The sequence below is a fragment of the Vibrio sp. MM46 genome (assembly GCF_027587135.1).
Classification (GTDB): domain Bacteria; phylum Pseudomonadota; class Gammaproteobacteria; order Enterobacterales; family Vibrionaceae; genus Vibrio; species Vibrio harveyi.
In genome coordinates, this window is sequence record NZ_JAPPTO010000017.1 from 44152 (window position 1) to 66836 (window position 22685).

At 45.6% G+C, this 22685-nt stretch carries 26 protein-coding genes; 11 read left to right on the plus strand and 15 right to left on the minus strand.

The genetic code is table 11. The features are described 5' to 3' along the window. Nucleotides 1–86: 86 nt before the first annotated feature. The 9 genes from fliD to OH459_RS18530 all read left to right on the plus strand — a co-directional run bounded on the left by fliD (nt 87) and on the right by OH459_RS18530 (nt 6708). Nucleotides 87–1424, plus strand: coding sequence for a flagellar filament capping protein FliD (gene fliD / locus OH459_RS18490; protein ID WP_005448675.1), 1338 nt, complete (start codon nt 87–89; stop codon nt 1422–1424). A gap of 19 nt (nt 1425–1443) precedes the next feature. After that, entirely contained in the window at nt 1444–1830 is a 387-nt protein-coding gene (fliS, locus tag OH459_RS18495; protein WP_005448674.1) for a flagellar export chaperone FliS, read from the plus strand. Then, entirely contained in the window at nt 1814–2134 is a 321-nt protein-coding gene (locus tag OH459_RS18500; protein ID WP_005448673.1) for a hypothetical protein, read from the plus strand. Before fliS ends, OH459_RS18500 begins: the two co-directional genes overlap by 17 nt. Then, complete coding sequence (locus OH459_RS18505) at nt 2131–3198, plus strand: flagellar hook-length control protein FliK (protein WP_239968166.1); 1068 nt, start codon at nt 2131–2133, stop codon at nt 3196–3198. The genes OH459_RS18500 and OH459_RS18505 overlap by 4 nt, the downstream gene beginning before the upstream one ends. A 22-nt stretch (nt 3199–3220) precedes the next feature. After that, nucleotides 3221–3730: a flagellar basal body-associated FliL family protein gene (locus OH459_RS18510; RefSeq protein WP_005448671.1), complete on the plus strand. Its 510-nt coding sequence runs from the start codon at nt 3221–3223 to the stop codon at nt 3728–3730. A 12-nt stretch (nt 3731–3742) separates the two neighbouring features. After that, nucleotides 3743–4471, plus strand: coding sequence for a FliA/WhiG family RNA polymerase sigma factor (locus OH459_RS18515; protein WP_005448669.1), 729 nt, complete (start codon nt 3743–3745; stop codon nt 4469–4471). Nucleotides 4472–4481: 10 nt separating this feature from the next. Then, the gene (motA, locus tag OH459_RS18520; RefSeq protein ID WP_005448668.1) at nt 4482–5339 is read left to right on the plus strand and encodes a flagellar motor stator protein MotA; all 858 of its coding nucleotides are present in this window, start codon (nt 4482–4484) and stop codon (nt 5337–5339) included. Continuing rightward, a complete protein-coding gene (locus tag OH459_RS18525) occupies nt 5339–6331 on the plus strand; it encodes a flagellar motor protein MotB (RefSeq protein ID WP_005448665.1) in 993 nt (330 codons plus the stop codon). The genes motA and OH459_RS18525 overlap by 1 nt, the downstream gene beginning before the upstream one ends. A gap of 89 nt (nt 6332–6420) precedes the next feature. Further along, a complete protein-coding gene (locus OH459_RS18530; protein ID WP_038898762.1) occupies nt 6421–6708 on the plus strand; it encodes a hypothetical protein in 288 nt (95 codons plus the stop codon). Between the two features lie 61 nt (nt 6709–6769). On the opposite strand, the gene OH459_RS18535 is transcribed toward OH459_RS18530, so the two are convergent. The 5 genes from OH459_RS18535 to OH459_RS18555 form a co-directional block, all read right to left on the minus strand. Beyond that, nucleotides 6770–7360, minus strand: a complete 591-nt coding sequence (locus OH459_RS18535) for a hypothetical protein (protein ID WP_017188596.1) — start codon at nt 7358–7360, stop codon at nt 6770–6772. 152 nt (nt 7361–7512) lie between these two features. Continuing rightward, nucleotides 7513–8952 (minus strand): pyridoxal phosphate-dependent decarboxylase family protein, encoded by a 1440-nt coding sequence (locus tag OH459_RS18540; RefSeq protein ID WP_114320763.1) that lies wholly within the window; start codon nt 8950–8952, stop codon nt 7513–7515. A gap of 131 nt (nt 8953–9083) precedes the next feature. Beyond that, on the minus strand, nt 9084–10151 hold the full coding sequence (locus tag OH459_RS18545; RefSeq protein WP_269988012.1) for a helix-turn-helix domain-containing protein: 1068 nt from the start codon (nt 10149–10151) through the stop codon (nt 9084–9086). Between the two features lie 128 nt (nt 10152–10279). Beyond that, nucleotides 10280–10657 (minus strand): PH domain-containing protein, encoded by a 378-nt coding sequence (locus OH459_RS18550; RefSeq protein WP_005448655.1) that lies wholly within the window; start codon nt 10655–10657, stop codon nt 10280–10282. A 120-nt stretch (nt 10658–10777) separates the two neighbouring features. Beyond that, a complete protein-coding gene (locus tag OH459_RS18555) occupies nt 10778–10993 on the minus strand; it encodes a TIGR02450 family Trp-rich protein (RefSeq protein ID WP_009695918.1) in 216 nt (71 codons plus the stop codon). A gap of 183 nt (nt 10994–11176) precedes the next feature. On the opposite strand from OH459_RS18555, the gene OH459_RS18560 reads away from it, so the two are divergent. Together OH459_RS18560 and OH459_RS18565 are read left to right on the plus strand one after the other, a co-directional pair. Beyond that, a complete protein-coding gene (locus OH459_RS18560; protein WP_269988014.1) occupies nt 11177–11941 on the plus strand; it encodes a transporter substrate-binding domain-containing protein in 765 nt (254 codons plus the stop codon). 136 nt (nt 11942–12077) lie between these two features. Continuing rightward, nucleotides 12078–12875: an aminoglycoside 6-adenylyltransferase gene (locus tag OH459_RS18565; RefSeq protein ID WP_005448649.1), complete on the plus strand. Its 798-nt coding sequence runs from the start codon at nt 12078–12080 to the stop codon at nt 12873–12875. Nucleotides 12876–13288: 413 nt separating this feature from the next. Here OH459_RS18565 and OH459_RS18570 read toward each other — a convergent pair whose 3' ends face one another. The 10 genes from OH459_RS18570 to OH459_RS18615 form a co-directional block, all read right to left on the minus strand. Beyond that, a complete protein-coding gene (locus OH459_RS18570; RefSeq protein WP_009699420.1) occupies nt 13289–13519 on the minus strand; it encodes a PapB/FocB family fimbrial expression transcriptional regulator in 231 nt (76 codons plus the stop codon). Between the two features lie 54 nt (nt 13520–13573). Next, nucleotides 13574–14317, minus strand: coding sequence for an NADH:ubiquinone reductase (Na(+)-transporting) subunit C (gene nqrC, locus OH459_RS18575; protein WP_009696933.1), 744 nt, complete (start codon nt 14315–14317; stop codon nt 13574–13576). A 9-nt stretch (nt 14318–14326) separates the two neighbouring features. Continuing rightward, nucleotides 14327–14785, minus strand: coding sequence for a copper chaperone PCu(A)C (locus OH459_RS18580; RefSeq protein WP_005448646.1), 459 nt, complete (start codon nt 14783–14785; stop codon nt 14327–14329). A gap of 20 nt (nt 14786–14805) precedes the next feature. Continuing rightward, on the minus strand, nt 14806–15288 hold the full coding sequence (locus OH459_RS18585; RefSeq protein WP_009696931.1) for a TlpA family protein disulfide reductase: 483 nt from the start codon (nt 15286–15288) through the stop codon (nt 14806–14808). Then, nucleotides 15278–15952 carry an ABC transporter ATP-binding protein gene (locus OH459_RS18590; protein ID WP_017188592.1) on the minus strand — a complete coding sequence of 225 codons (675 nt, stop codon included), beginning with the start codon at nt 15950–15952 and terminating at the stop codon, nt 15278–15280. The genes OH459_RS18585 and OH459_RS18590 overlap by 11 nt, the downstream gene beginning before the upstream one ends. Nucleotides 15953–15954: 2 nt before the next feature. After that, nucleotides 15955–17091 carry an ABC transporter permease gene (locus tag OH459_RS18595; protein WP_017188591.1) on the minus strand — a complete coding sequence of 379 codons (1137 nt, stop codon included), beginning with the start codon at nt 17089–17091 and terminating at the stop codon, nt 15955–15957. After that, nucleotides 17078–18364, minus strand: coding sequence for an ABC transporter permease (locus OH459_RS18600; protein ID WP_050935419.1), 1287 nt, complete (start codon nt 18362–18364; stop codon nt 17078–17080). The genes OH459_RS18595 and OH459_RS18600 overlap by 14 nt, the downstream gene beginning before the upstream one ends. A gap of 2 nt (nt 18365–18366) precedes the next feature. After that, nucleotides 18367–19770 (minus strand): Fe-S-containing protein, encoded by a 1404-nt coding sequence (locus tag OH459_RS18605; RefSeq protein WP_269988018.1) that lies wholly within the window; start codon nt 19768–19770, stop codon nt 18367–18369. A gap of 104 nt (nt 19771–19874) precedes the next feature. After that, on the minus strand, nt 19875–20408 hold the full coding sequence (locus tag OH459_RS18610) for an iron transporter (RefSeq protein WP_017188589.1): 534 nt from the start codon (nt 20406–20408) through the stop codon (nt 19875–19877). A gap of 45 nt (nt 20409–20453) precedes the next feature. Further along, entirely contained in the window at nt 20454–22424 is a 1971-nt protein-coding gene (locus OH459_RS18615; protein ID WP_269988022.1) for an FTR1 family iron permease, read from the minus strand. Between the last annotated feature and the right edge of the window lie 261 nt (nt 22425–22685).

The following is a 22685-nucleotide window of genomic DNA, read 5'->3' on the forward strand; positions in this document are numbered from 1 at the left end:
TAGGCACGCATCTTGCGATAGACAATTTATTAGTGGCACTGCGACAGCTCGCAGCGCCAACCACAGATGAGAGAGGGAGCGACCTCATGAGTTCGTTAGATCCAATAAGCATGGCAACCCAATTCGCCACGTTAGATGTTCAACCATTTCAGCAACGCTACAAGCTACAAACAGACAAGTATCAATCTCAATTAACGGCGTTGGGCAAAGTAGAAACCGCTCTGCGTGACTTCCGCACCGCCGTTAAAGAGATGAACAGCAGCACCAACAGCGTTATCAAAAACAAAGCTACGACATCTCAAGAAGGCTTTTTTACTGCTGATGCCGATGCTAAAGCTTTGGTGGGTAACTATCAGATCTTCGTTGAGCAAGTTGCAACCTCACACCAGATCTCTACGGGTATGCCTGCGAGCTTGGATGCATCGACAGAAATCCCTGCTGTGGGTTCTTTAGATTTCACCATCAACGGTGAAAGCATGAGCTTGGACTTATCAACCGTTGATAGCGACGGTGACGGTAAAGCAACCATGACCGAGCTGGTTAGTGCAATCAACAACGATGCCGATAACCCTGGCGTTAACGCCACACTTGTGCGTTCTAATGGTCAAACTCACTTCATGTTATCTAGCACCAAAACAGGTGTCGCAAACACAATCAATGTGAGTGCATCGGGTACTGGTGAAGCATGGTTTGAAAATGCTTTCACTAGCACGACTGAGATTAGTAAACCTCAAGACGCTGTCATTTGGCTTGGTGCAGAAAGCAGTGGTCTAAAGCTAACTAACGCAAGCAATACTTTTGAAGGCGTGATTGATGGTGTCGACCTCACAGTAACAAAAGCGCAAAAGTCAGGTGAAACACCGATTGCACTTGAAGTAGGCACAGATTCAGAAGGCACAAAAGAACAAGTTGATAAGTTTGTTGAAGCATATAACTCATTGATTTCAACCATCGACGAATACACCAAAACAGGCGGCGAAGATCAAGCACGCGGCGTACTTGCTAGTGATCCAACCATGCGCTCTATCGAAAGCCAAGTTACGAGCCTAGTTCGTGGTGAATACGGCGGCATGCGTTTGAGTGAAATCGGCATTACGTTAGACCGTTCAGGAAAAATGAAAGTCGATCAAACCAAGTTCAACGAAGCTCAAAAGAGCAACAGTGCCGCACTAGAATCCATCTTTAACGGCGATGGTGCACTTCTAGATTCACTGGATGACATGGCAGAACCTTTCCTGAAGTTCTCTTCTGGCACATTCAAATCTCGCAAAGATGCACTACAAGCCAACCTTGGACGCATCGAAGATAAACAAACCACGTTAGAGCGCAAGTACGAGATGTCGTACAAACGCTACATCAAACAATTTACCCAAATGAACACGTTAATGACGCAAATGAACCAAACCCAGTCGTTGTTTGGTTAAGGCTTTAGGAGAACTACTCATGCTCATGGATTCCGGCTACGACTCGTACCAGCAAGTCGATCTTGATGCGCAAGCTGCATCAGCAAACCCACATCAGCTCGTTGTCATGTTAATCGATGGCTTACTCGATGAAGTTGAACGCATACGCGGTCACCTAGCTGCCAACCGACTTGCGGAAAAAGGCGCAAGTATTAACAAATGCATGAACATCCTCATTGGATTAAGCAGCGCTTTAGACGAAGAGAACGGCGGTGAAATTGCTGATAACTTACGCCAACTTTACGACTTCTGCCAAGTAGAGCTGTTCTACACCAGCGTACAAAACGACACATCACGTTTAGACAACGTTGAACGTGTCATGGGTAACATTCGAGAAGGTTGGATGAATTTTGGACAGCAAGCATAAAGTGTCGCCAGAGCGATTTCGCCACTTGTCAAAACTGATCCAAATCGCCACTAAAACGGCTGATTGGCGAGCTCTCAAGCGCTACGACTTACAGTTGCGAGAGCTGCTTATTAGCCACAAGCCATTCTTGAAAGATCCAAAACTGGCGCCGGAAATCCAACGAGCGAAAGCAGTGCACGCGAGTGCTTTTACTACGTTAGAAAAAGCCACCAGCGAGCTAGAGCAAGAAATGAGTTCGGTGAGTAACCAGCAAGAGCGAGCCATGGCGTATCAACTTGCAATGACCATGGAGCTAACACAATGATGGTAACCAATTCAATTTCTGGCGGTGTTGCTTCTCAGCCAACACAAGATGGAAAAGTAATGCAGGCACGATCCGAGCAAGGGTTTTCTGCATCATCTTCTCAAACTCAGCAAGAAGCGCTATCCGGTCACGTTCCTGTACCCGGCTTTCGTTTGAATGCACAAGCGTTGCCTAAAGCGCCTGCCGATACAGAAACAACCGAGCAAGGTTCAAGTTCTGAAGATGCCCCGGTGGATGCCCTACTCAGTTCTCAAGCTCCAGCGACACCAGCCAATTTAGCAGCTCAAGCACAAGCTCTGATGCAAGGCATGGTGAAAGCAGCCGGCAAACAAGGCGAATCTGGTCAAGTTACGACCAAAGCGATAAATGGCTCAACGCAAGCAACCAGTACGGCAACTCAACCACACTCTACACTGGGAGCGGCGACGCCAACGTCAGAGAATCAAAGCATAGCTAAAGCTAGCACCACAAATCAGGTCAAAGTATCTGCAGCAGATTTGCAAACACTCCTTAACCAGCCAGTTCAGGGACAGCCTTTGACGGCTAATGCGCAAATGCAGTCACCGACAGCTCATGCGGCGCACACCAATCCTACGACGCCGCTCGCAGCAACCCAAGCTCAGGGCTCGGAATGGGCGGCAGTTCGTGTCGATACCAGTACTGGTAAATGGGGTGAGCAGATGATGCAAGTACTTCAAGACCGCGTGACGTTGCAAGCACAGCAGAACCTGCAAGAAGCCAAGATTCGTCTCGATCCGCCAGAACTCGGTAAGTTGGATCTATTGGTTCGTGTCGAGGGAGATCGCTTAAGTGTGCAAATCAACGCTAATAGCGCCGTAACACGCGAAGCATTGATGCAAGTTTCAGAACGCTTAAGAACGGAACTTCAAGAGCAAAACTTCGTTCATGTCGATGTCAATGTCGGCTCGGATCAAGGTCAAGAGCGACACGCGCATGATGGCAACCAAGAAGAGGCATCTATCTTTGCCGCTCGCGAATCCAACACCTTTCAATCTAATACAACAACAAACTATTCAGAGCATTGGCTAAACACTCAAGCCTAATGAATCACCGAGGAAAAAGGTTATGACCAAACAACAAATGATCGCCCTGTTTATCGCCATGATCATCACCAGTGCCCTCGTTTCCGGAGTCACTGTGATTGGTGGTATTTGGTATCTAAACAAAAGCGCACAGTCAGTATCATCGGCGTCCAGTTTCAACGATTATTTAGAGGACTCCCCACTGGCTTTTCTAGCGGTCGAGCAACCAACGAGTAAAGGACCAAGCTTCCATCCGTTGGAGAGAGTGGTATTGACTATCAAAGGTAAAAAACAAACGCACTTTGTAATGTTAGAGCTAGCCTTAGAAACACGTCGCCCTGAGCGCATCAAAAGCATCGATGACTACATGCCTATGGTGCAGAACTCATTGCTTAAGCTATTCAGCGATAAAACATTCGATGAGCTACAACAAACAGGTGCTATCGACACTTTGCAAAGTGAGGTGAAAGAAACCTTGCTACTGGCATTCGCAAAAACTGACATCGTGCGTGATATCGATGATGTTCTGCTAACCAAATACGTTGTGCAATAACGGGGCACAACTATGTTGGAGATGAACTTACAGGAAAGTTATACCGAGACGGAGGAAGTGAACACGCCGTCTCGCCCGATTGACGAGAATGCGCTATTGCAGCGTCATCAGATCATGGTCAAACGTGTTGTGAACCAACTGCGTGTTCATGCAACGTCTCATTGCAGCATCGAAGATATGCAACAAATTGGTCTAATTGCTCTTGTCGAAGCGGGTCGTCGTTACGGGGATGTGGAAGATCCACACTTCCCTGCTTTCGCCGTTTGTCGTGTTCGTGGTGCCATTCTCGATGAGCTACGCCGATTGGATTGGCGATCGCGCAAGACACGTCAGCAAGCGCATGAGCTGAACGACGTAACCCGAGATCTCACTCGTGCTCTTGGCAGAATGCCCACCGATGCCGAGATCATCAAAGCCCTCGGCACCGATGAGAAAGATTACTACAACCGTCAAAACGCGGCGCTTGCAGGCGAAATGCAAAGTCTCGATCAGTTGATGGAAAGCGGTAATGACAGCCACTTTGGTGGTCAATATGACGGTATGGAGCATGAACATATACGTCGTAGCTTAGACAGTGCTCTTGGCAAAATGCCAAAACGAGACCAACTGTTGCTGACCTTGTTTTACCAACACGAACTCAACCTACATGAAATCGCGCTCGTGCTCGACCTGACACCACCTCGCATCTGTCAGTTGCACAAACAAGCGCTTAAACAACTTAACCAATTAATGTCCTCTTAGGAGTCACGAGATGCAAAAGTTTTTTGGAGCCATTACTGTCCTGTTGTGTGTCTTCGGCGGATACATGTGGGCAGGCGGTAATCTGGGTGCAATCTGGCAGCCCGCTGAATTTATGATCATCATTGGTGCCGCTGCTGGCTCACTGATCATTGGTAACCCTCCGCAAGTCTTGAAAGAAATGCGTCAGCAATTGCGCGCAACCATTTCAGGTCCTGACGAAGAATATGAATACTACATGGAGTTAATGGCGCTGCTTAACAATCTACTAGAGACTGCTCGCAGCCGCGGTTTTAAGTTTCTCGATTCACATATTGAATCACCAGAACAGAGCTCTATGTTCCTCGCTTATCCAAAAGTAAGTGACGACCATCGTCTTATTTCTTTCATTACTGATAATTTACGTTTAATGGCAATGGGACAAATGTCGCCTCATGAATTAGAGGGACTGTTAGAACAAGAAATCGAAGCAATTCAAACCGAAATGCTGTTGCCATCGCGCTCTATGCAACGCACCGCAGAAGCACTTCCTGGGTTCGGTATTCTTGCTGCAGTTGGTGGCATCATCATTACCATGCAAGCCATTGATGGTTCGATTGCCCTAATCGGTTATCACGTTGCTGCGGCCCTCGTCGGTACATTCATTGGTATTTTTGGTTGTTACTGTTGTTTAGATCCACTCAGTAACGCCATGGCTCAGCGAGTGAAACGAAACATGACGGCTTTCGAATGTGTGCGCGCCACTTTGGTCGCTTACGTTGCGAAAAAGCCAACATTGCTCGCTATCGATGCTGGTCGTAAACACATTCAGTTAGACATCAAACCTACTTTCAACCAAATGGAGAAGTGGCTATCTGAACAGGAGGGATAATGCAAAAACAAGAGCATGTGGTGTTCAAACGCGTCAAAGCACACAACCATGATGAGTTTCATGGTGGCGCGTGGAAGGTCGCGTTTGCCGACTTTATGATCGCTTTGATGGCGCTGTTTCTTGTACTTTGGGTCATGCAGGTGGTCGACAAGGAAGAGCGCAAAGCCATTATGGCTCACCTTCATAGCTCGAGTGTCTTCGATAAGAGTTACGGTAACCCTTTCGATACCTCGCAAAGTATCTCTCCAATCGACTTGGCACAGGACTCTTCTGTGCCAAGTAAACACAACTCGAATCATGTCGTGAGCTCGTACTTCCAAGGTGATGGCGATGGTCCAGAAATCGACTCGCTGATCCCTGGTAACTTCGACACACAAGAGCAACTTGCTTTATTGGCGAAAGTCATCGATGAAGTGGTAGGTCAAATCAGCGCGCAAGGTAACGTCAACGTAACCATTACGCCACAAGGTCTACGTATCGCACTGCAAGATGATTACAAGCAGCACATGTTCAGTCGTGGTGGCGCGGAGTTGACCCCTTTCTTTGAAGATTTACTGCTTGCGCTTGCACCTGTGTTTGAACGCATCAGCAACCCATTGATCATCAGTGGTCATACTGACTCTACACCTTTCAAAAAGCACTTTGGTCGACAATCAAACTGGGCATTGTCCGCATCTCGTGCCGACGTTGCGAGAAAAACACTTGTTGAGGGTGGCATGCCTGATGAGCGAGTCATGCAAGTCACGGGGATGTCCGATCGTGCGCTGCTTAACCCGGATGAACCAGATTCAAGCGAAAACCGACGTATAGAGTTGTTTATTCTCACTACGCCCGCTGCTCAGGTTTTAGAAACCTTCTTCGGAGACCAGCAAGACAGTGAGCTAGAAAAAGCAAAACAGAAAGCGGAGTTTAACCAGCCAGTGATAAGACAAGAAGTGATTCGTTATTCTGTTGAATCTGACAATCAAAAAGCCAAGATTCAAGACCTCTAAACCCAAAAAGGTCACCAGTTTCATTCCTTCTGCGTGACCTTTTTTTTCCCCAATATCATGATTGCAGTAATTGTTTAGTTGAGTTCGATATGCCATTACCCGCGGCCAATAAGCCTAACAATGATTCGCTAAAGAAAGCGTTCCTTTGGCTAATCGTTTTTGATTATCTATTGCTGGGATTCTTTCTTACTCAGTTATCAAGTTTGAGCCTGAATAGCGGTACCATGATCAGTTTACTGCTCGTTGTTTACAACATCTTGCTGGTCTCATTCTGCTACCAGCGCACCAGCAATCATGACTCCTACATCATCTACCCAGTGTTATCTGCAACCTTGTTGGCGTTTGTCTTCTTCCTGTATTTTTTCTTTTTGGTATGAACTCGGGGGCTATTGTCTCACGAGTTTTCGCCCTCTTAATCGCAGCATCGCCAACGGAATATCAACCGAGTGGCACCATTTGTACGTTTCTAATCGCGTGGCTTTTTAGCGGAGTCGCACAATCAGTGATCGTTCCAACCTCAATCCGACTTGTTTTCGAATAGACCGCAAGCACGTCAATACAAGCTTCTTCATGTTCTACTTGCGAAGGATTAGCACGGATAAAATCACGAATTTTGTCCACATAAATGGGATGTTCTGAGTACAAGCTCGCGAGCTTTTTTCTACCAATATACGTATGTTGATTTGCGTCTCCGATTGGGAATAACACGCCTTTATGTCCACGCTCTAAATGGTAATTGCAGTTGTTGCAGCTCTTCACCTGAGCGAGAGTTAACGTATTTTCTTCATCCTTGAAAACTTTGATATTGGTTTGGGTTTGATTAAGAGCAGCGCTACTTTTTGTGTCGGCTTTTGAATATTCAATCTGCCCGACCAAGCTGGCTTTTTTACTGATTAAGAATGCCGTATCAACCCCTGAGGCACTAACAAGATGACTGTCGACGGGCTTAGCGCTCGAACATCCATTGAGAATAGCTACTCCAAATAGAAGAGTGAGTCCAAAGGGAAAAGTGAGTAGTTTTGATTTCATATCTGAATCCTTATTGAATGGGATAAGTGATACAAAAAGAATAAGTAAACCCCTACAGGATTAATTGTCATTGCATGCCTAAGTACATTGAACAGACATAAAAAAGCCCAGTATAAAACTGGGCTTATATTCAATTTTTGCGCTCGAAGACGTTACTCAGCATCCATGCGTTGCTTCTCTTGCACATATGCTTTTACGATTTTCTCTGCGGATAAGTCGATATCTTCAAGAGAAGTGTGACAACTTAGCACTGAGAACAACATAGTTTTCAGCCCTTTGTAACCCGAAGTAGAAGGGTAAAGCGTCCCTTCTTGCTGTAGCCGATGGACCACGCGTGCTGTCAGCTCATTACGATACGCCTCATCCCCTTCACCAAACTGTGCGGAAAAACGGTTGGACACAACATCATTCAAAATAGTAATGCCATCTACCGTTGAAAGCCTTTCTGCCATATGTTGTGCAAGCGAAGTACAACGATCAACATGCTCTTCAATGCCCTGTTTGCCAAGCGATTTAAACGCAGCGTAGACAGGTACACCGCGTGCACGACGCGAAGCACCAATGCCAAAATTAATGGCATTACGATCTGGTTTATCCATCGCATCGTTCAGGTAATCCCCCATATTGCTGCCTCCCATCGCTTGAGCCAGCAAACCTGCATCCTTCACAATGACCATGCCCGAGTCATAAGGCATGTTGAACCACTTATGACCATCTGTATCGATGGAATCGACTCTTTCAATACCATCAAGAAGGTAACGATGTGTTGCACTTGCAGCCGCCCACAAACCAATCGCACCATCAACGTGTAACCATGCATTGCCATGCGCAGCGACAGCGTCAGCAAGCGCGTGGAAAGGATCGAAAGCGCCAGAGTCGATACAGCCCGCTTGCGCACAAACTAAAGTTGGTCCTTCAAGTGCGGTGATCGTTTCCATTAAGTTGTCTGGAATAATGCGTAAGTTGTTGTCTGTCGGCACCTTAACAATATTTTCCAAACCAATACCGATCATTGAAAGAGCACGCTTAATCGTTGAGTGAATTTGATCACTTACAACCACATTAATGCGCGGCGCACCATACATACCTTGAACAGCCACATCCCAACCTGCACGTTGCAATAGTGCATTACGAGCAGTGATAAGGCTGGTGTAAATTGCCTCTTGCGCGCCAGAAGTAAAGCCAATGCCAGAGTTAGGCGCCAAACCGAGTAGTTGAGTCATCCATTCAGCGGCCGTCTCTTCAACCACTGACAACGCAGGGCTAGCAACGTAATACGGTACGTTTTGGTCCCACGCGCTTACTAGCCAATCTGCCGCTAATGATGCAGGGAAAGAACTACCAATTGCATAACCAAAGAAACGAGGACCACCTGTTGCAATCAGACCGGCATCGACGTTCTTAACCATCTCATCAATCACCGCAGATGGATCCGTTGGCGTAGTTGGCAGCGCACCACCAATCGCTTTTCTCAGTTCCTGGGATGTCACACATTTGTCGACAGGTCGTTCATTTAATGACTCTAAGTACTCGACGGCGTGCTCGAAGGATTGGGTAAGCGGTGAACGGTACTCATGGAATCGATGGGACATTTTCGTTTCTCTCTCTTTAGTTTCGATGCCCTTCATCTTATTGATTGAGAGAAATATAAATTGTCATCCTGTGCCACAAGATGGAATTGATGACCCTGAGTGAAAAGCACATTAGCGCCACACCCCAAACCTCAAGTTTTGCGGTAAGCAGAAGGCGTGATGCCTATTTTCCGACGAATAAAACGAGTGAAATTGGCGGTATCGGCATAGCCCAAGGATGCTGCAATGGTCGTGATAGAAAAAGTGGAGTTTTTGAGCAGAGATAAACTGCGCTCCAGCAGCAATGATTCCATCACTTGGCTGTACGTCACCTCACAATCATGCAGACGTCGCTGTAACGTTCGTTTATGAATACCCAAAATTTGAGCCGCTTCCAAAATGGAAAATCGCCCAAAAGAAATATAGGGAAGAATCGCAAAACCAAACGAGGAAACAAACGAGGTTGGCACTTCACTGAGATCGGTACTCCCATCAAATCGCCCTTTGTTCGGCATACAAATCGTCTTGTTTAACACGGCGTCATCAAGCTGGATACCCGTTGCCGCTCGGTTGGTGTAAAACTGCACATGCTTTAATTGCCGGCAATCAAAGAAGCGTTCCATATTGGTGCTCTTCACACTCACACTTACGGTTTGCTGCCGATAGTTTGCAAGTGCAGCAACCAGTTCATCCATAAAAATGAGACTAAACATCTCAGCATATTGATACCAAGGTTGGTTTTCCCCATCTTTGTACCTCGCAAACCATATGCGATCGTGGTATTGCTCCAAGCCAAGGCGTGTATTGTTCGAATATCGGCGCATCGAATGACAGAATACCTCAATGGCTTCAGCGACCGTCATTGTCGGCGTAAGGGCTAACTGTGCTAACACTTTGGGCACATACAAATCGCGACACAAGGTCCAAATGGTGTGAATAAATTCGTCGGTGGGGCAAGACTCTCCGAACGCTAAAAGCAGATTTCTAAGTATGGTTTCGGGCAAAAACTCAACGTCTGACATTTGAATGTCTTCAGGGGCTTTGCTTACTTTAATAAGCTGATGCACATCGATATTACTGTTGTCGAAAAGCGCTGCCAGATCGTGAACCCACTCTATTCGAACAAGAGGAACACCCTCAAATACAACCGTCATTTTCTTCCCTTTGCAATCATTCAAAAAGCCGAAAGGTAAAGAAAACACCATCGCTTGTCTTGTCATTTGGCGACAGCGCAGTGATTCAAACAGCAAACTTATCTACCCGTTCTTAATATACCCAAGTACAAGAACAAAAAAGGAAGCATATTTGCTTCCTTGTTGGCTATCTATATATATGGCATTGAGGCTCATTAAGCCAGCACATACTCGCTTATCATCTTATTGAATGAGATTAGGTCGAACGAGCCTTTTATCTCAAAGCGCACTCGCCCAACCTCACTGAGAAAGAACTCAATCTCACAGTCTAAATCGAACGTGCCTGATGTCTCAATTGAGAAAGCATTTATCTTGCTATAAGGAAGCGACGTGTAATCCACTTTTGAGCCAGTGATGCCCTGAACGTTAGCAGCGATAACACGCTTGTTGGTGAACACCACTTGGTCACGGACGGTTTTAAAGCCAGCAAAAACGGTCTCACCGTCAATTAAGAACTTGTGAAAATCGTCGCGAACTTTAGAGACTTCTATTGGCTTAAGCTTGAATACCGAGGAACTGTCAAAATCGATCATGGCATTACCTTGTGTTTGAATAAGTAGAGTGACGACTCCATTAATAGCAAAGTCTCTACAACGAACCTACTCATATTCATCACTTTTCTAACTCCATCTCGTTTTTGGGTTTCCAACGGCTTATTTCCATCCTTGTCGCCACTGCTGTGTATCTTTTAGATCATGCCAATCTAATTCATGCTCTCGCTTGGTCATAACCGCCTCAATCACACACCTCACGACATTGCCCTCTTCATCAAACTCCATTTCTGAAATGATAAAGTGCTTTTCTTTATTTACGGGTTGTGCCGCCGTCCATTTACTACGAAGCAATTTCTTAGGATGAATCCGATTCATAACGCCCTGCCATTCATACAAAAAACCTTGCTCTTCTTACGTATAAAGAGACAAATGCAATCACTTTCAAGACAAAAAATTATTTTTGAAAAATTACGCTTTTTTCGATTGGTTTGATCTGTTTTTGCTGCGGTTCCTGTTAGTTTGAAAATTCGTTCAAACACAACAAATCAGACAACAACAATGAAAAAAACAACATTATTACTTGCTTCCGTAGCACTTGCAGTTTCTGGCGTCGCTCAAGCCGACAAGCTAGAAGACATTCAAAAATCAGGAACATTGCGTGTCGGTACAACTGGCGATTACAAACCCTTTTCTTACTATGACGGCAAAAGTTACTCTGGTTACGATATTGATGTCGCGAAACACATCGCCGAGCAGTTAGGCGTAGAGCTAAAGCTGGTTCGTACTACTTGGAAAGACCTGCTGACAGACCTTAACCAAGACAAATATGACATCGCGATGGGCGGTATTACACGTAAGATGCAACGTCAATTGAATGCAGAACAAACTCAGGGTTATATGACGTTTGGCAAGTGTTTCTTGGTCGCAAAAGGCAAAGCCGAGCAATACAACACGTTGGATAAAGTAAACCAAGCATCCGTTCGTGTAGGCGTTAACATCGGTGGCACCAACGAGAAATTCGCCGATGCAAATCTGCAAGATGCCAACTTTACTCGTTTCAAAAATAACTTAGATGTGCCGAAAGCTGTCGCTACGGGCAAAGTGGATGTGATGGTTACCGAGACACCTGAAGGTCTATTCTATCAAGTCACCGATGAGCGTTTAGAAGCCGCACGCTGTGAAGACCCGTTCACCAAAGGTCAATTTGGTTACCTTATCCCGAAAGGCGAACAGCGCTTATTGAATACGGTGAATTTCATCATGGACGACATGAAGCTCAAAGGCATTGATGATCAATTTATGCACCACAACTCACTGAAGTAATTTATTAGCCGGCTTTTCCAAGCCGGTTTTTCTTGCTTCTTTTAGCACTTAACGCCATATTGTAATGCTGCGCTAATTTTACCGCACTAACCATCTCCTGATGGTTCTAATATCAACCATGATTAATAGGTAAAATATGAAATTCTCAAGCACGCTCCCTCAAGCTCATGAACAGCTTCTAAAAAAGATTCTTGCGGTATTTACTGCCGACCAACGCATCCTCGGCATTGGAGCGAGTGGCTCTTATGCTTCTGATTCAATGGATAAATACAGTGATTTGGACTTGGTTATCGCCATCAACCCTGATGATGTGGAATCGGTGATGACAGAACGCTTTGCACTTATCGATAAGGTAGAAGGACAAGTCGCGGCGTTCACTGGTGAGCACGTGGGAGAACCAAGGTTGGTCATCGCGATTTATGCACCTGATGCCATTCACGTTGATTTCAAATTTGTCGCACTGCAGGATGCAGCAGCACGCGTGGATCATACAAAAGTACTTTGGGAGCGCGATGGTCAATTATCGCAAGTCTTCACCACTTCGCAGCCCCATTACCCTCAACCAGATCCGCAATGGATTGAAGACCGCTTTTGGATTTGGGTCCATTATGGCGCGACCAAAATTGCGCGTGGTGAGTATTTTGAAGCAGCTGAGTTCTTGTCTTTCCTTCGTTCGGTTGCCATATCACCACTGGCTTTACAGCAACAAGGATTAACCCCTTCAGGTGTAAGGAAGATTGAATCCCGTTTGCCTAAGTTTAGTGAACAGTTAAAGCAGACCGTTGCAATGCCAGAACGCGACGCCCTTATTCCCGCATTCCAAAAGATCATTGAACTCTACTTAGCATTGCGAGAGAACGAGCAGGTCAGTATCAAACCACAAGCCCAACAGCTTTGTATGGATTATTTTACCCAAGAGCTAATGGGTAAGTAGAAACAGTAAAGGGGATAGTCATATCCCCTTTTTGTTGTACCCTCACGCTGTGCTGTTATACCCAAGTGACTTCAAGATGCAGGATTCAGAGCGCTGTCATTGATTCGAGAGTAAGGAAAACAACGCAGTGTAATAGCTAGCTCTTTCCAAGTTGTTTGACGCAGCAATCGGGTCAATGACACGCTCCCAAAGGGCGAGCTGCCTTGGCTTGTATACTTTGTTGCCGATTCTTGATTTAGAATGACTAGATCTTTAAATCGCCGCCGCGTCTACAAACCAAGTCATTCTCGCTGAACCTAGCATCTCGACGTTACTTGGGTATACTCACGCCACCGTTGTTGTTCAAAGCCTTATAGTGAATAAAAGTAGCATGGTCGCTGAATGCAGAGGCGTCACTAAAAAGTGGTGGGCACTTAATAAAACTTCCTTAACTTGAGAACCGTCGACTCAACATCTCGAAGCTTACGTAAACGAACGCTGAGAAAGCTCTGATTGATACCCACCGTTTCAGTGGCTAAGCGCTGGCTTTTTCCTTCGACTAAGTGCATTCGAAGTGCTTTTATTAATACTGTTGAGCGAATTTTAGTAAGCTGAATCAATAACATCAGTTGTTCTTCTGAAACTTGACCTCTTCTAAGTGCCATCACCTTTTCTCCTTGAGCGCAGAGTTTAAATTGCCTTATGAATAGTCAAACTTTTTAATTTCGGTATTGGCGTAAGAACTCGCCAAAACCAAGATCCCCGGTCCAAAAATTAATCGCGTGTTCAACGCCTTGGCTGGTGTAGGTTGCCCCACTGATTCCATCGACAGAGTAAGCGTCTTGTGTATTGCGCCCTTCCTGTACGATACGAATCGATGGATGACCATGGTCGAATAAAGGCTTGTCTTTGAACTGCTTTGTCCAGTTAGCGTTATCGGTAATCTCCGCCCCTAATCCTGCGCTCTCCCCATGTTTGTAAAACGACAGACTCGCAATGTGGTAGTTGTCGCTATAGAGGGCTAAGTAGCCATAAATCAAACCAAACTTACCTTCACCACGGATTGGCAAAACAATTCGAGAGACTTGCCCGTTATCATCTTTAATCAAATACACAGGCAACCTATTTTCACGCATTTTAATCCCAGCAAGATCATCACGAGAAGAAAGCTTTACTGCATTACTTGGGTCGATGGGAAATGCAGAGAATGACTCGTCTACACTCATGGAGGCATCGCGATATTCACCGCTATCAAGGTCGACGGCTTCAACCGATACATATTGCTCCATCAATTTCTTCATCGGCATACGCTTGTCCATTAACCCTGCCGATTCCGCGAGGGTAAGACGCTGATCCAACTGCGTCAATTTAGGTGGCTCTTTCTTTGCTTGCTCGGGTTCAGAACAACCACTCAAACTAAACAACGCTGCTGCGACCAGCGCCAAACCTATTCGTACTTTCATTGAGCCACCTTATTTCAGTTTACGAGGCACCACTTGCGCGATCACTTTGAAGTCACCTTGATTGGTGTTTACTACCATCGTCAGGTACTCACCAAGTTCTAATTCACGCTTTGGACCAAACATCATGAAATGGTGTGTATTTGGCGTAAGCGCGAGTTTTTTATGTGCAGGAATAGTGATGCTTTTCACCATAAACATTTTGCGCTTACCCGCTTCATACTTCGTCCCGTGTAGCATGGTCTTGTCGAATTCATCCACTTTGAAGCCATTGATGACTAAAGCTTCATCTGAGTTATTGTGAATGGTCATTTTCGACCCCGTTCCCTTTGCACCGCTGGCTAACTGAAAGATGACTGGTGATTCAATTTGTACTTTTTCTTGTAAGTTTTCAGTCGCCCAAGCAGAAGACATCATGGCAAAGACAGTAATCAGAGCGGTCAAAAACGGGCGGAATTTTGTAAGTAACATTTGGTTGATTCCTAAAATGATTAAAGTTGAGAGATGACCTTGTCCAGATCCATACTCGCTGAATAGCCGATGTGCATGTCCACCAGCTTTCCATCGCGATTAATGAGGTAAGTTGTGGGTGTCACCCCAATAGAGAAACGTTCTTTAGTGATGCCCAATTGATCTTTCACCATCGGAAATGAAAACCCATACTTGGTGGCGTATTCATTTAAGTCGACCTCGTAGTCATCAATGTTAATCGCTATCACTGCGACTTCATCGCTTCGACGTGCATATACGTCTTGCCATTTCTTCATCATGGCAATGCACGCACCGCAGGTGGAAGACCAAAATTCCAGAACAATTTTCTTACCTTGATAGCTTTCAAGGCTTACCGTTTGTTGCGCCGCATTCATTGCAGCAATATCAGGACTCGGTTGCCCGATTTGTGCTTTTTGGTCTTTACAACCAAATAGCGCAAGCATGGCTAACAGCGCGATCACGTAGCGGCGTTTATGCCACATCTAACACCTCCTCTCCGATGTACTTGCCGTGTTGGAGGCGGATGATTCGGTCCGTGTACTGACCTAAGCTTGGGTTGTGGGTGACCATAATGATGGTTCGGTTTTGTGCATGGAGTTTTTGGAAAATATCGAGGACGATTTTTTCGTTCTCCTCGTCCAAGTTACCAGTGGGTTCGTCAGCAAACAGGATCGGGCTTTCATTCACAATCGCGCGAGCGATGCATACACGCTGCTGCTCACCACCAGAAAGCTGACTCGGCAAGTGTTCAAAGCGGTGCCCTAGCCCTACTTGTTCTAACACTCGCTTTGCTGCTTCTTCATCGGGCACACTATGGTAATGCTGCGCAAGCATCACGTTCTCCAGAGCAGTGAGATAAGGAATGAGATGAAACTGCTGGAAGACCAGACCGATTTTCTCTGCTCGAAATGCTCGTCGCCCTTCTTCATCTAGGCTGTCCGCTTCCTCACCATCGAGGAACACCTTGCCTGAGGTCGGATTGTCCAAACAGCTGAGGATATTCATTAAGGTCGTTTTACCTGAGCCCGACGCGCCCATAATGGCAACAAACTCCCCTTTCTTGACCTCAATATTGATGTCGTCCAACGCATGAACTTGGTCAAAAACCTTGCATAAGCCTTCGGTCTTAATAGCGTAATCTGACATGGTTAATCTCCTTTGAGCACTTTAGCCGGATCGATACGAATGGCTCTGATGGTTGGAAGCGTTGCAGCCACTAAAGCCGCAGCGAAAGAAAGTAAGCTAGTGATAACCAGCACAGGGAAACGTAAATCAATGGTGGCGTTAAACACCGAGTGTCCAAGAAATTGCGCTAACACATAGCCGATTAGCAACCCTGCAATAACTGCAGCAAAGGTAATGGCAAGAGTTTCAACAACAATCTGACGAGTAATGGATTGATTGGATGCGCCCAAAGACTTTTGTAGTGCGAACTCATAACGTCGCTCAGAAATCATCGACGTCATGGTTGTATTCACGCATAAGGTAGACAACACTAAAATGACCAAAGCGACGATGCCCATTAACAGCTTAATCTTATTGAGTACTTTACCTTCCGATGCTGACACCTTTCGGATAGGACGAACAAGCAAGTCTGGGTACTGCTGCTTCAAAGTCGATTCAAACTGCCCTACCTGACCTTTATCATTCGTTAGACTGAACATGGCAAAATTGATTTCATCCCCTTTGTTCAACCATTTTTGTACGAACGGTAGGTTTACAATTAGGTAGTTATCTTCATCCGAACCTGACTCAATGATGCCCTTAATCTTGAACGTATAACGGTCACTTTTGTTGTAGACCGTCAGGTCAGAGCCAACTTTGAGTTCTAATTTCTCTGCCAGTTTCTTTCCGATCATGACATTCCGATCATCAAAAGAGACACCAATCCATCGACCTTCCACTTGCCAATAAGGAACCAGTTTTTTCAACTGCGAAAAGTCGATACCCATTAAGACAATTTTCTCTAGCTCGGCTTGTACCATGCCGTACAGATATGGGCTGGAAGCAATTAAACTGTCTTTAGGTGCCTCAGCTTTGATCTGTTGGTATTGCTTTGTCGTTAATGTCGCTGTCGCGTCCGGTCCTACAAAAAAGTTCGCTCCGTAGTTTCGTAGCTCATGACTCATCTTCTGGTTAATGTCGAAGTAGACCCCTGCCATTGCAGTAATGATTGCCGCGCCAACCGTCAACGCCATAAACACCACGAGAACACGTTGCGCACGTAATCTCAATGAACGCCAAACTAAGGTAAGCAGCATAGAGGAAGATTTATTTGCGGCCATACAACACCTCAATTGGGTAGAGAGAAGCAATTCTGCGTGAAGGGAAGTAAGTACCTAACACTGTAATTAGGGTTGAGATAAACAGCACCACTGGAACGATGATCCAATCAAAAGAGATGGATGAACCAAACAGTGCATAACCAACCACTTTGGATAGTCCCCACCCGGCAAGGCAACCAAGTAAGCCGCCCAACACGCCACAAATCATCGATTCAGAATAGAACAACGCATACACTTGCCAGTTGTGAGCACCAAGGGACTTCATCAAACCAATCTCTTTGGCTCGCTGCAATATCGCATTGGTCATTAATGAGGCGATCCCCATCGCAGAAGCGATCAAGGCGGCAAATGTCACAACAAATAATAAGCTTTGGATCTTATGAATCACCATGCCTTCTGAAGCGGCAACCTGCCACAAAGGCTTCACCATTGCGTTATTCATCGCGCCTTCTAATTGGAAAGAGATTGAGGAGACAAACGCCGTGCAGAACCAAAGGTCATATTCATCCGAATCGAGCGATTCCAAATCTTCACGTGCTTTTTTTGATAGTGCGTTTTCCGGCACCGTCAATGCTGAGACTTTTACCGATTGTACTCGTCCTTCCAAACCCAGTAGTTTCTGGCCAAGGTTCAGCGGCAGTAACACTGCGTTCTCATCCGTCGTGCCATTTTCCAGTAAACCCGTTATCGTTACTGACAATGTGCGGTTTTCGATGCCGCGCAACTCAAGCTTGTCACCAGATTTAAGACCCAGTTTTTGCGCCAATGACTGCCCTACCAAGGCTTGAGTTTTTTCATCATCTGGCCATTGACCATCGACATGCCAATACGTCGAGATGGTTTTATTACCCGTTCGGTATTTGCCATCGTCAGAAACAGGCAGGTTCTTATCAAAGAAAGTACCGATAATATTGACGGTTTTATTGAACTCAGGCGCTTTAACTTGCCCACGTACAAATGGAGCAAAACCAATAATGTTATTGCGCCAAAAGATATCCATGATGTTGGGCAGTTCACTCTCTGCAAGTAAGTCTTCTTTTTCCAACTTGTTGACATTCTTCGCCAAAATATCTGGCAGCTTTACTTGTCCTTCAGGAGAGATTTCAATGTTGGCACCATAGCTTTTCATCTCCATCGACATCTTGTTACCGATATTGATTGAAATAGCCAGCAGCGCTGAGATTAGGCTCGCCGCGAGAAAAACCGTAACGACGGCGAGTAATTTTCGGTTGGTATCATGTCGCCATGACTGACGAAGCATTCTGATTAACATGATTACTCTCCTAACGGATTTAGCGGTTCAACGTCCGCGTATTTCCATGGATCATCACGGAAAGCGTCATAAGATTGCTCAGAGGTAAAGAAGTAGGTCTTTCCTGAGAATGAATAACTGTGCTCAGCCTCCATATTGCTGATCTTCTCGCCATTGACTGGATCTGTCGCCATGACTTCCACCACGTCACTAAAATATTTCAGACCGCTTTCTAGGGTTGACTTCGAAATTACGATTTCATGATTCGCGACGGTCCATTTAGGAATAGGGATTGGATTACACCCACCAGGCTTACCAATCGAAGGAATAAAGATATGTACGCCACACGCCAAGCACACCACTTGATCGCCAACTTGCGCGTACCCTGCATCACCACACAGCATGCAAGCATCAAAGACAACGCCAAACTTCTCTTCACCGGCAAAACGATCAATGATGAAAAAGCGCACCACTTTGCCATCGCTTGCTACCCATTCAAATCGGTGCAGTTTTCCATCGATTAATTGCTCAGAGATAGGGACATGGACAGCGCCATCGGCTGCCACTTCAATACGCTGCGCTTCTGAACGACGAATCGGTTGAGAAGCGACAAGATCCCAGAAAAGCAGCGCAATCAGAATTGTAGCAATAGTCGCAATATTAAAACGCACTTTACGTTGAGCTGAATTCAAAGCCGCTTGATGTTTGCGTCGTTCAATCGCGGATTCAGCTTGCTTCACTTGCTCTTGTAGTGGTCGAGTCTGAGTAACGAAAAAGACAGTCACACAAATTGAAACTAATACCAGTACGGCGTAAGACAGAATCCAAGAGAAGTTGGTGACTTTAGATACGTAAGACAGTAAACCTTTATCGAGACCAAGAATCCCCAGCTTCATGCACGCCAGGATAATCTCGCCAGAGAGGGGCAATGCTGCCAGCACTAACAACAGTAAACAAAGTGCATTACGAGCCATCTTGGATAGGGATTTGGTCGTCAAAGAGACCGCGATCTTGATTAGTGCAATCAAGACAAATCCTAGAACCACAGAACTGATGTTTAAAATCAGCTCGGTGTTAATAACGTTGGTTGTGCTCAACATCGTGAGCTTGGCTTCTTTTGCCCAAACAAAACTGCATAGAAAGACCGTTACGCTTTGCAGGCACACCAATAAGACCGAAGGCAATCGCCATATGGCACCAAGTAAAACCGACAGGAAGATAACGCCAAGATAAACACTGTTAATAATAAGTACATTCACTTGGCTAAATGGCAGTAGATGAAACAGTGCAGAACCGGAAAGCACCGCAAGCACAAACCACCCAATCTGGTGTTTATACAAAGTGTTAGATTGCGCAGCCCACAGCACACCAAATAGCATCGCAGGGAGCAAAAAAACGAGTAAGACGTGAGAAAGATAGAAGCTCATATTTACCACTGACCATTCATGCACAGTGCATCAGACAGATAAGTCACTCAAAAAACCAGAACAACCAGACCACAAACTGCAGCCTGGTTGTTACGTAAGGAAGGTTACTTAATGCCTACGTACTTAAACTTGTATTGAGCATCAAATGGTTTGAACCAACGACCAACGCCAGTTTCTTCATCCGTATGACGTAGCAAACCCGCTTTTGACGGTGGATCGATGTGGAATGTAAGCTCGTAGTTACCCACACCTAACATGTTGATGTTTGAGCCGTAGTGAGGACCATCTGCTGCCACCATCGGCATGAAGGTCCCCTCTTGCACTTTACCGGTATCGACGTTTTTCAACGTGTAGTTAATGGTTAGGTAAGGGATCCACTCACCCGCACCAAAGCCGTTTTTGTTACCAGCAAGAGCATGGATGTCTGCCTCTAAGTGCACTTCCGATTTAGAAGCTGCACGCATCATACCTTGAGGCTCCATCGTAACGGGCTTAAGGTAAACAGCAGCAATCTCCATACCATTCATTTCAAGAGGTTCACCAGCTGGGTGCTCAACGAAAGGTAGATCATTTGCCATAGCCATACCTGATAGAGCTGAAGCAGCCACTGCGGTAGCGATGAGTTTTTTATTCAACATAGTAATGTCCTTTACTTACTTGATTTTACAAAGATTTTTTCATGTTTAACAACGAGCTTGCTGAGCAAGATCTCGCTTACTTCTTGCTTTCATTACGATGAGCGCAAAGACTGCTGCCACGATAAGCGCCAGTTGAGGCAGCAAAGTTTCCATGTATGGGTAAATGCCCAACGGAGCAAACTCTGGCGCGCCTGAAATTAATGTCGGTTGGAATAACTTGCCTTCAATCAGCTCTAGGACACCTTTACCCGCAAAGACAAACGCCATCAGATACATGAATCCGCCAGTAAAGATGAAGAAAGGTTTCAGAGGGAGCTTGACCACGCTATAGCGCATGACAAAGAAGATCACCGCGAGCAGTAGCACACCAATAGCGAATCCAGCAATCAGGGCGATCATGGTTTGAGAGTTGGTATCGGCCGCCAAAGCAAAGTAGAACAAGACCGTCTCTGCACCTTCACGGTAAACCGCTAGGAAGCTCGCCAGCCATAAACCAAAGAGAGAACCTGTGGTGATCGACGTGGCAAGTTTGCTTTCGAGGTAGCGCTTCCATTGAACGGCTTCAACTTTGGAAAGCAGCCAGTAACTCATAGAGAACAGCACGACAACAGCAATCAACATGGTGATGCCTTCAAGCAGCTCTCGACTTGCGCCAGAGTTTTCAAATAGCCACTGGAACAATACCGCGGTGATCGCACTGGCAATAAGACCAACAACGACCGAATTTTTGACAACATGTAGCTTGTCAGAGGCATCGTTTTTGATCAGGTAAGCGGTAATGGCGGCAACGATAAGCAGCGCCTCCAATCCTTCACGGAAAATAATGGTGAAGCTCGCGATCAACATCGCCCACCAACTCAAGTTGCCTTCAGATAGATTGCCTGCTGCATCCATCAAGCCTACTTTTAGCTTTTGCACTTGCTGGTCAATATCAGCCTGAGCTTGGTTTGCCTTTAGCATACTGACAATACGGGTGAAGTAGCCTTCAAGTTCTGATTTGAATGCGCTGTCTCTCGACCCCACCGCATTTTCCATACCTGATGCTTCAAAATGATCGAAGTAAGCGTCTTGTACCGCAAGAATAGCCGCCGTTTTGTCACCATGTTTATAGCTATCAATAGCGCCATCAATCGCAGTCATGATATCGCTGACGACTGGGTTCCAATCACGTGCAGCAACTGCTGTATCGGCGTTCTTCGCAGTATCAGGAACTTGGAAATCGCGTGTCGCTGGCAGACCCGGTAATTCGTCTTTCAACCCTTGAACCAAGGTCGACAACTCATACCCAAATCGGATCAGGTTTTGTTGATTAAAAGGTTGCTTGGTGATTTTGGCAATAGAGCGGAACGCCGCGTTGTATTCTGCCGAACGCTCTGCAGATCGATGTAACCGAATAGCGATTTCCAGCTCGGTATTTTTGTACCCTTTGAACTGCGCTTGTTGCACTAAATCGAATGCACGTTGTTGTTTTTCTGCTGCGCTTTCTGGTTGTTCGCCAGATTCACGATATTCAGTCAAAGCCGCATTGAGCTGGGTGTCGATGCTTGTGACCGCTTCACGCCAAAACGGCAAGATATCCTCGGTATGTAGATTGGTGTTTTCAGCTTTAAGTTGGTGACCTGACGCCAAGATCTCCGGCAGACCCAGAATTTCTTTTTTCAACCAATTGATTTCCGTATCCACTTCATCAACTGGTTTTCCCGCAACGATTAACTTGCGAATGTCACCAAACTTCGCCTCTAATTGATACGCGTATTGCTGTGAGTAATTAATCCGTACCGGACCTTCTAGGCTTTCAAACACCTCGAAATACGCCATTTGTACTGTTGTTTTTGCTTGGTCTTTATCGCCTTGTTCATAAAGCTGAGATGCTTTATCTAAGCGCTGCGCAATGTCGTTGACCGCACTGTCATAGTCAATCGCAAAGGCAAAAGAAGAATAAATAGAGACAAGTAACACCAAGAGTGTTGAGAACGTCGTTTTCTTTACCGCCAACATAGTTCGTCCACAAAACATGAATATTTCGTGAACGCTATTGCAAATTATTATCATTTACAATGAGTAAAATTTGCTGGGTGAAAACAACCATGAAGCACGTATAAGTGGTAAGAAGCTATCGCCTCAAATGTAAGGCTATGATTTTGTGGCGATATTTGCGTTACAGGATTTTTTAGTATTCATCTGGATAATAAATACGACAAAATCGACAAAACTTAAGTTTTCACTTCTGATGACAGGATATCATCCTGTTGTGAACTGTTTTCATCCGAATGAAAG